Annotated in this window: 9 protein-coding genes; all 9 read right to left on the bottom strand. The window is 35.2% G+C overall.

Going from position 1 to position 10,169, the window contains the following annotated elements; translation table 11 throughout:
• A partial coding sequence (locus SB679_RS22245) for a T9SS type A sorting domain-containing protein (protein WP_410704486.1) occupies positions 1-1,513 on the bottom strand: 1,513 nt, incomplete at its 3' end.
• Between the two features lie 1,016 nt (positions 1,514-2,529).
• Complete coding sequence (locus tag SB679_RS22240; RefSeq protein WP_410704485.1) at positions 2,530-3,717, bottom strand: NUMOD4 domain-containing protein; 1,188 nt, start codon at positions 3,715-3,717, stop codon at positions 2,530-2,532.
• Positions 3,718-4,090: 373 nt separating this feature from the next.
• On the bottom strand, positions 4,091-4,786 hold the full coding sequence (locus SB679_RS22235) for a hypothetical protein (protein WP_410704484.1): 696 nt from the start codon (positions 4,784-4,786) through the stop codon (positions 4,091-4,093).
• Between the two features lie 6 nt (positions 4,787-4,792).
• On the bottom strand, positions 4,793-6,316 hold the full coding sequence (locus SB679_RS22230; protein WP_410704483.1) for a DUF6965 family protein: 1,524 nt from the start codon (positions 6,314-6,316) through the stop codon (positions 4,793-4,795).
• A 61-nt stretch (positions 6,317-6,377) separates the two neighbouring features.
• Complete coding sequence (locus tag SB679_RS22225) at positions 6,378-7,955, bottom strand: phage/plasmid primase, P4 family (protein WP_410704482.1); 1,578 nt, start codon at positions 7,953-7,955, stop codon at positions 6,378-6,380.
• Positions 7,956-7,982: 27 nt separating this feature from the next.
• Positions 7,983-8,267 carry a helix-turn-helix domain-containing protein gene (locus SB679_RS22220; protein WP_410704481.1) on the bottom strand — a complete coding sequence of 95 codons (285 nt, stop codon included), beginning with the start codon at positions 8,265-8,267 and terminating at the stop codon, positions 7,983-7,985.
• Positions 8,268-8,465: 198 nt separating this feature from the next.
• Entirely contained in the window at positions 8,466-9,452 is a 987-nt protein-coding gene (locus SB679_RS22215; RefSeq protein WP_410704480.1) for a hypothetical protein, read from the bottom strand.
• Positions 9,453-9,623: 171 nt separating this feature from the next.
• Positions 9,624-9,806 carry a hypothetical protein gene (locus SB679_RS22210; RefSeq protein ID WP_410704479.1) on the bottom strand — a complete coding sequence of 61 codons (183 nt, stop codon included), beginning with the start codon at positions 9,804-9,806 and terminating at the stop codon, positions 9,624-9,626.
• A 226-nt stretch (positions 9,807-10,032) separates the two neighbouring features.
• Positions 10,033-10,122 (bottom strand): hypothetical protein, encoded by a 90-nt coding sequence (locus SB679_RS22205; protein ID WP_410704478.1) that lies wholly within the window; start codon positions 10,120-10,122, stop codon positions 10,033-10,035.
• Positions 10,123-10,169 lie beyond the last annotated feature (47 nt).

The following is a 10,169-nucleotide window of genomic DNA, read 5'->3' as shown; positions in this document are numbered from 1 at the left end:
TATTCGTATCTGTCTTAACTACCACCAGATAAGCTCCCTGAATCAAATTCTGAGTATTGATTTTAGTGATTTTGTTTTTGGTGTTTAGTGTTTGGAGCTGTCTTCCACCCATGTCATACAAAGTGATATATGCTTCCTTGAAATCAAAGCCGGTTTCTACATACGCATAATCCGTTACCGGATTCGGATAGATTTTGATTTCCTGTTTTTCGATCAACTTGTCAATCTGGCTGTCTCCAAGCTTTATAATCTTCCAGTTCTCTTTTCCGAGTTCCTCGGCACTGGTTCCTGCGAGTATAATGGAGCCATCTCTGTTGAGCTTTATATCAGACAATCTTTCCTCTTTCTTTCGGGATTCTCCTTTTACATATTTTCTCCACTGTTCATTGCCATCCTGACTCAGATATAACATCCAAAAAGTTTCATCATCACTTTCTATTCTCCCTTCGGCCTGAGTATAGCCACCTAGAAGGATTCCTTTAGATGTTTTATCATCTGTTGATGGAAGTACACTCATTCCCATCAATACGTCTCTGTTCTTGAAATTGTAGGATTTCTGCCAGATCTCTTCGCCTCTTTCATTGAGTGAAATCAGCCACAGATCGGTTCCTTCTTCGATACCAACGGTTTTATTGCCGGATCTTTCGGATCTTGATTCACCTCCGATTAAGAATCCAGAAGATGTTAAAGCGAGCGTTCTCAAATGATCGTCTACTTTTCCGCCATAGTTCTTTTCCCATTCTACTTTCCCATCTTTATTGAGTTTGATGATCCAGTAATCACCTTCACCAAAGTTTTCGGTCTTTTTTGATCCTCCAATAGTACTTCTGGAATAGATTCCTAACAATGCACCTCCGTCTTTCGTTGGAATCATCTTTTCAACTTCATCAAGCCCTTTTCCGCCTAAAATAAGCTGTGATAATTCTTTTCCATTTTTGTCCAGTTTTATGATCAAAGCATCTTTTGAGCCATAACCTTTAGCTGAATTTTGGATATTTCCGGCCACAAAGAATCCAAGGTCTGTCGTCTGAACAACCGCACGGGCTTCTTCATCGGAAGAAGTTCCCAATGTTTTTTGCCACATTTCATCCCCAAATTCATTTAATCTGATAAGCCAAATATCCGAACCACCTTTAGATTCGTCTTTCTTATCCTGATTTTTCCCGGAATATGAAGTGCCAGAAATCAAAAAACCACCCTCCTGAGTGGCCACCGTGGCAGATAAAAAGTCGTGATTATTTCCGGAGAAATATTTTTCCCAAACCTGATCACCCTGCTGGTTGATTTTTACCAAATGAAAATCGTAACCTGAATTGGCTGTTGGCTGATGGTTGTCAGTTGTCGGTTTTTGAATTGAACTTCCCGTAATAAGATACTGTCCGTCAATAGTTGTGGTAACCTGTGAAAGGAAATCCTGAGTATTGGATTTTATGCTTCTCTCCCATATTACTTCTTGGGCAGATAAATTGAATAATGCACACATGAGAAGTGCGCCCGAATAGTTTTTTTTCATAAGCATTTGTACATTTTTAGTGCGTGAATTTAGAAATAATTTTAAGTTTACACAATGGGGAAAAACCCATATTAAATTCGTGATTTTATGGAATCATTTATCCTGATCGATTGTGTATTTTAATTTGTTTCAAAGTTTAATGTTATACATTATTGTTAAAGCAAAGCTACCACAGCACAGCGACAGAACCTGTCGTATTTTATCACACCTTAGAAATTTTCTGTATTTAGAAAAAAGAAAGGCACGGAACCGAAGTCAATCTGCTACAGAGGTACCGCGAAGAACCCAACAGTCCAGATATGACTTACAGCCCTCGTGCCCATATTGGGGTACAAGGGCGTAAGTCTATCATTGTTAGAACTGTTTTAGAAAATTCGCGGTTTTCTGTAGCCTAATGATAGCGCTTACGCTTTATTTCGTTAAAATTATCAACGCTAAGATAGAAATATTTTTTCAACTCCTGGTGAAGGAAACCGCAAAATCAACATTTTACTGAAACTGGTACATCTCCTCACACGCGTAGAGACATAAAGAAACTCCGTAAAAGGTTTTTTTTCTTGACTTTCCTACACGCACGAAGCGATAGGGAAATATTCAATTATGAATTTATATTCTTTAGTTCTCTTATGCGCGAAGCAATAGGGACAAACTCGGCTGAGGTATTAATTGTACATTGTTTTTATGATTTATCACAAACCCAAATTATTAAAGAACATTGCAACACAGCAACAAAAATTACCGAAGATCAATTAAGCCTCTGGTAATAATGAAATAATAAAGTTAGTGGGTTTGGAAAATGAATTTTTCAAAGATAAGTATCTATAATCTTCTGTAATAATAGACAGTAAAACAGTAATTAAATGCTTATTCCAGTAATTTCTTAGCTTCAAAATGGTATTAAAACAGTAATAAATGGTAATTTCCAGAGGCTGTTTTTATACACTAATTTTAGTCATTATCCTTTATTCCTACAACTTTTAGAATATTTGAATGTTTTGAAAATCCTCCATAACCCTTTATGAGAAATCAAGATGCTTTTTATTTTTTTTCAATAAAGAACAGCATAATAAAAGTTTGGAAAAATTCAGATTCCATGGCGGCATATTTTCATTAATTACAATCAATGTTTTATCATTCAAATCAAAAGACTCTACAAAACAATAATACAGTAACCGCCCTACAATTGCTGTAACAGTTTTACCTTTATCATTAGTTAGCTTGCAATATAGATAATAGGAAGTATTTTTTCTATTGACATTAGCTTGTGAAAGAATCTGTTCTTTCACAAGCTTTTTCTTTCCGGTGTAACCCCATCCACTTAGACGTTTCAACCTACCTTTATTGGATATTACATATTGGTCTTCAAAACCTGATATTGGTATTGGCTTCCAATATTCTCCGGGAAGATCCTCTATGGATAAATTCATACACGGAGGCAGATTTTTTTTATCAATCCTTGGTTTTCCCAAATTTTTCCAAAGCGTTTCATTAAATATTTTTTTTGAAGTCGTTTTTATTCCAGCCACTTGAAAATCTTTTTCCACTGGCGGATTACTCTGCAAAAACCAACGAAAAGATCCGGCAGTAAGAAAAACTTTATTAATTACATCCATAATCCTTTCACTGGAAATACCGAGTTTTCGTTCAGCCGAATAAATACTTTTATATTGAGCAATCAACAACCCTTTAACATCATACTGGCTTACTGGCTGAGAATATAAAGCATTGATATTTTTAGCTCTGTCTGTTTGATATATTCTGAGGCTTTCTTCTCTGACAGAAATTTTTTCCAGATTCCTGCAATGCATATGAAATCTATTATTATCCTTTACTACAATAACAACAGTACGGTCATGCATATCAAATTTCTCAATAAAATGGTAATAAACTAACCGTCCTAAAGATTTTGTCTGGGACTTTCCTTCTCGTGAAAGTTTACATCGGAAATTATAAGTGTAGCTTTGGAGGTAAGTATTAAAATTTTTAGAATAGATCGGCTTCAGGATTCGTGCTGCCAATTTATATTCATGGCCAAGTGAAGATCGGAACCAACGTTCACAGCTCTTTACCCTTCCATAGTTAGAAATTTCATAATTTTCAAAGCCTTCAATGGTTTTCCATTTTTCATCAGGAAGATCTTTTAATGAGTTATTATAAAGAACATCCTTTAGGTATTTATCATCTATTTCATGGAACAAATTCATGGGTTGAATTATTTTTTTCAGATAAGTATTTATTTGTGTACTAGTAAATATAAGAAAGAAAGAAAGAAAAAATAAGTTTCTTAAAGAATATCCTAAGTTTTTCTATAAACAATAGTAATAATTCATTAGGAATTCTGGTAATAATGTGCACCCATTTCGATGTATTTTGAAAAAAAAACAAGCTGTTTCTTTAATGTGTTCACTTTGTTCACTTTTATCATGGAGAACATATTCCTTTAACACGTCCGATTCGTCCGATTTTGATTTAATGAAGGGATTAAAATCACTTTGGTAATCTAAGGTTGTATTGGGTTTTTAATTTTGTTTTTTTGGATTCTTATTTTCCGGAATTTGAAATTTAATATTACCCATTTCAATCAGTTTCTTTTATTTCAATGGTTTTTAAGATCCCTTCAATGGTGTTAAGCTGTTCAGGGTTAAGATTCTTAACGGTCTCTTGGCTTAATACCTTTCCGTTAATCTGAATATAATTATTCTGGTTCTGTATCAAGGTATTGGTATTACCATTACTTCCAGATGAGGGAGTTTTTAAAGCTCCGATACTTTCAAGATATAATTTAGCAGCTCTCATATCACCTTTTAAAGCATACTGAAAAACGGAAGCCATTAATTTAGGATACATAATTGCAAACTGTTCCTGAAATTCTGCATTGAAAGGATTGTTTTTATAGTTTTTCAAATGTTTATAAATGGTCTGTCTGCTAATTTTCGTTTTACCTGCAATTTCTGTTTTTGTAGGCATACGCCCGTTTTCTTTGATAAGAACGGAAATTCCCCACATGATGTTAATGTGATTATGTTCCCAGATTTCATTTTTGGTCTGCGAATCCATTATTTCCTCTACCTTATCGTACAGTTTTTCTTTTTCATCAGCCTCCAATGTATTGAGCTGGTGTGTGAGTATTGCACCGAGTTTATTTCTTTCTTCCTGTGAGAGGTCTTTAACATCTTCGGGAGTAACTTTTTGTAAAGCCAAAATCGCATTGAGTTTATTTTCTGATTCTGTCAACTTTTGTAAACCTTTTTTAGTATTATTTGTTGATTTCATTTTGATTTATTTAAGTATTAATATTTGTTTTAGTTCCCGTAATCGGCTGAGGTAGGGAGAAAATGCACGTTTTCCGTTATTTGCTTTTACAACAGAAAGATGACTTTTAATGAATTCCGGAACATCTACAATAGTACTGCATGAGTTCAGTTTAATTGGAGTATCAGGAAATTCAGTTTCAGTAAAGAAATTTTCAAGATCCGAAATCTCTTTATTCCAGATTTCGGGCTGATTCTTTTCTCCCTTTTTAATTCTTTTTGTAACGGTCTCAACTGTTGGTGTTGATTGGGTGGTTAAAATTATTTTTGTTTTTTGTGCTTCATGATCTACGTCTGCTACATTAGGCTGAGGTTCAGATTGTGATTGTGATTCATATTTAGTATGAAATTGAGTTTCAATTGGAGATTTGAGTTGAGTTTTGGATCTTGTTGTTTCCTGTATGTTTTGTTTTCTGAATAACCGCCAATCCTGTATTATCAGGTAATCTGCAATATCGTTGCCTTCATTTTTATCCCTATCAGGAGCCAATTGCTCCAATAGATCCGAAAAAATAAATCGTGTTCCGGGTAATCTTTTCTCAATTTCTTTGGCTTTAGCTTCCCATTCTTTGAATGTATTTCCATCTTTTGAAAGATCGGGAAAGGTGAAAACGTCTCTACCTTTGAGTACTTTTAGTTTATCCAATGAAAAACTGCTTTTATTGTAAACCGCCAGCCAGATAAGGTTTTCGAAACTTTCAGGTAGCCCAAAATATAATGTGCCATAAACAGCCGTTTTCGGAGCTTCAACCAAGGCGACGGGATTTAATGGATACTGAGCTAAAAGATGTTCCCCAAACAAGCACGAAACTTTTTTTCCGTTTTGATGGTATTTTATAAGCCATTCGGGCAAAGGTTTGTTGTTCTGAATGCAGTGCTTCTCAATGATTGAATGTAAAAAATCCGTTCCTGTGGTATGATTTGTTTCATCAAACTGTTTTACCTGTATCGCCCTGATATTTCCATCCATGTCAATAAAAGGAAAAGTACCAGATCCGGATCTATAGCCATGAGCAACGGTTCCTAATCTGTATAATTGGATAACTTTTGTAACCTCATCTGGCTGGAAAGGAAATTGTACCTGATAAAACAGGTTTTGTATAAATGTGTTCTTTTCGTACCGCTCAGGTTCTAATGTTTCCCTAAAAGTTTCAAAATCAAAGTAAACAATTTCAGATTGAGGCTGAGATTCAGGTTTACATTGAGATTTAGATGCAAAATGCAGCTTTATGGATTTATAATATTGTTTCCTGTTTTTCGGTAATTCCGAAAGATTGTCATGTTTCTGTTCGTTGAATGTCTTTACATATCCATCCAGATAAGGATTGAGATGATAAGAACATTTGCCTTCACGGTCGCAGCGCCCATATTGATGAGGTAAATAATCACCTGTTTCGGTATCAATATAATAAACGAAAGTCTTTTTATGACAGTTCGGGCAATGGTATTTTCTGCTGCCTTTTTCTAAAATATATTGATGCTTGGTTTCCATTTTTCATTAAAAATATTTTTGTTTCTGGTGCTACATCTCCTACACCTGCTACACCTTTTCATTAAACTGGGTGTACGTGGTGTAGGTGGTGTAGTTTAGAGAAAAACTTTTTTTCTGCATTAACGACCATTCCGTATTTTTTACGGTTCGTCTGATACCCTGAATTTCTCAATCGGTCTGCCAATGTTTTTAATGAACAGGCTTTAAAACCGCTCTCTATGCAATAGTTTTGATATTCGCTGAATAAAGACTTTAAAGCTGTTTCATTTGTTGCTGAAATTCCGTATTCATTCTCATGCAAAAACATTTGTACACTATCACTTTCCATTTTGTACTGCTCGACAGCTTTTTGTGCAGCCTGACAATCTGAAAACTGTTTTTGCTTTAATAATCTGTTAAGTCCTTCCAGCACCCAGTTAAATACTCCGGAAAGTTCATTTTCAATAATTTTGGTATGCAGGTTTTTATCCTGCTCATCCGGAGGTATCGTAATATCAAAAGGAATGATCAGAAACCGTCTGAAATAGGCATTGGTATGTTCAACATCTTTTGGGAGCTCGTTACAGTTAAAGATCAGTTTTGCATATTGTTTCAAGGTAAAAGGCTGTCCGTACGGTAAACGAGCCTCTACAGGCTCCCCCGAAACGAGCTGCTTAAATATGGAGGTTTCCAGATTTCCGTTGATCTCACTGGCGTAGTTGACCAATTTATTAGCGATCTTTGCCCTGAAATACCCATTATCATTGGTAAGGCTCTGTAACGAATAGCTGCTTACATTTTCTTCTCCGAGTAGTGCATTTACGATTTCAAAAAACACACTTTTCCCGTTGGCTCCTGTTCCGTACAAGATCAAGGCTTTTTCTTCCTTTAATGCATTACTGCCATGTTTAATGAATACAAAGCCTAGATATTCTGCCATCACCCTTTGTCGTTCTTTATCCGGTAATACCTTATTCAAGTACGCTTCAAAAAGGGGAGCTTCCGCTTGTGGATCGTATGTAAACGGCAATTGGTAGGTGATAAAATCTGAGCGGTCAAAAGCTCCCAGCTTCATTCCCTGCGGACTTATTTCAAATGTACCGTTCAAAAGGTTGATGAGTACCTTATCTTTATTGCTTTCAGGAGTGGGCAGATAAGCAGTGGCAAGAAATTGCTTAAATAACTGTTCCCTGAACTGATAAAACCTTGACGAAAATTTAATAACTCCCATTTGCTCGGCTGCTTCTCCCAGAAACTTTTGAAAATGTTCTTTATCAATTTCACTCCAAAAAGTACTATTGTAGAGATAAATAAAATCCTGGTTCTTACACAAGCCCCAACGGTTCTTTTCCGCAAGATATATTGTATTTTCAATGGAAAGAATCAAATAATGAGTCCTGCCTAGCTTCAATTTTTCCAGCTGCTTACGGAGCGTATCGGCCTCATTGCTTTCTCTAGGCAGTTCTTCTAATTTTCCCCTTAGTTGCTGAACTTGTGGAAAGGCGAGCAGTTCAAAATCCAAGGGCTCAAACTGCTCGATTAACTGCTGTAATATTTCAGTATGAGGAGTGATTTCCGTGTTTTTCTTCACCAATTGCTCAACATGGTTAATAATGGTGGCGGGATCGTTGAGGTCGTTAAATTCAGGATGGAGTTTCATAATATCCGTATTTTTATTTAATCAATTCTACCTCAACCTGTTTTTATTCATCAGCTCGTCAATCTCATTTCTTTTGAAATAAACCCTGTTTCCCAGTCCGTAGGCTACAAGTGTTCCGTCCTTTCTCCATCGGTGAAGAGTGGAAAGGTCAACCTGAAGCATTTCGCAGACTTCGTTCCTGCTAAGGTAAACGGTAGGTTCTTTCGGTTGGAACTCTTTAGATAACTGTTCTTTGAGCTCGGGAATGATTTCCTTTTTAATGTCCTCGATAAGTTCTTTAGGGCTGGTTCCTATAAATTGTATTGCACTCATAATACATTGTTTTTATTGTTGAGCACAAAGTTGGAGCATTGCAGGGTGCAAGTGTTATCCAGTATTGGTAACAGTTTATCCAGTTTTACATGTATTTCATTGATTTGCAATTGAATATATTGAAAATAAAAAATCCCCGAAGCTGGTTCGGGGAAATTCTTTAGATAAAATAGGTTTAAATTGAAAAATGAAATGATATTATTTTTCTAGTTGTTTAAAAGATGGTATTTTAAAAAGATTCTGTTTGTCATTACTGAATTTGTTTTGTGTAAATAACGCCTGTCTTACACTTTCCAATGGGGGCTGAAATTCTTCTTTGGTGAATTCAAAGTGATCTAAGATCATTTTAGCCGTTCCCTGTACATTAAGCTTCCCATTTTTCCGCTGAGGTTCTATATAGCCTTTATCCATCAATTCCGTGAAAATATATCCCCAAGCCTGCAGGCTTCCGTTAATCTTAATTTTCGGAACATAAGAAAGAGATTGTAATTGCATTTCATTTTCTCCATTTTTATCTAATTGAAATTTCGCCTGTGATTTTACTTTTTGATAAATACTCCATTCAAAAGCCTTTAATTCTTTTAGTCTCTTATCAATAAATTCTGCCATCCTAACGATAGCAAAATTGAAATTTCTAAATGAAGATTCGCTTACTTTTTCACCATGTAAGGGTATATAAGCTCTTAAAAAATTAAGTGTCTTTTGGTGTAGGTCATAATCAACCCAGTATCCAAAAAGCTCATCAGATGTAATAATTTCCCGATTATTAATGTAATCATGTAGCGTTTCATTCTCCTTAAATGTAATATTGTTGGCTTTGAAATATTTATGAATTTTATCTAAGATGTGTTGGGCGTATTCCATAATACTAATCTTTTTCCTTTCAATAACATTTTGATGTTCATCCCAAAATACCTTTTTCTGTTTCCCGTTTTCATAAGCTGCAATGAATTTGCACTCACTTTTCTCATGATAAGGAAAAATACAGTCCCAAAGGGTAATCATTACATCGGGTATTAATTTATCTTCCGTAAAGTCATATTCTAAACAATAGTAGTATTGATCTACCAACTCTTTTAAAAAATCTACCTCATCGGAATCGCTGTAATAGTCAAACCATTTCGCAAGGTCTGACGGGTAATTCTTTTCAAATTCTTTGAAACTTAAATAAAACGGAATTTCCATGCCTCTGTATTTTATAGCAAAGCTAATTCCTTAATGCGACAAACCATGTCGCATTATATTTTTATTCTGAGAGAATCTCGAAGCTATAGTTTTTGGACTCCAAAAAAAAGAAAGAGAATGAAGAGTTTTTTTATCTGGAAATAAAATGAATAGACTTAAAAATATTCTGTTTTACAGAAGTAACTTTAGTAACTCCAGAAACTTTTCCCGTGAAAATATTTTTGTTTTTTCTCCGTCACATTCGTCACAAAAAGACATACAATAGTTATTATTGACATTGCTTTTCTGTTTTCCATAAATACCTGTTTCTTTAGTGGCAACCAAAAGGGAGTTAGTTTTCTTCAAAACCTCCATTAATACTACGTTTTATATTGCCATAATGGCAACTGACCACCTCTGAAAATTTCTGTAGCTGGCGTTTTTTCAGGGCTCGTAGCGCCGTACAAGGGGATTGCCGGAAAGTACCTATTGAGATTCTGGGCCCGCATAGCGCTTTTTTTTTAATTAACTGAAACAACTTCCCTAGTGGTCACTTGTACCCGTTTAACTTTTGCATCACAATTCAAAATAGTTTCTACGATTATGCTTTGAAGGTCTGATGTAGTCCATTTATTTTTAGTCTTTTTGCAATTTCCTCAACGACCTTTACCGTAACAGCATTTCCAAGCATTTTATATCTTTGGGTTTTTAGCTGTTTTCTTTACAATTCCTTCTTAG

This window comes from Chryseobacterium sp. SIMBA_029 (assembly GCF_046535275.1).
GTDB lineage: Bacteria > Bacteroidota > Bacteroidia > Flavobacteriales > Weeksellaceae > Chryseobacterium.
Note: the sequence above shows the minus strand (reverse complement) of the source record. Positions and strands in the feature narration are given on the sequence as shown.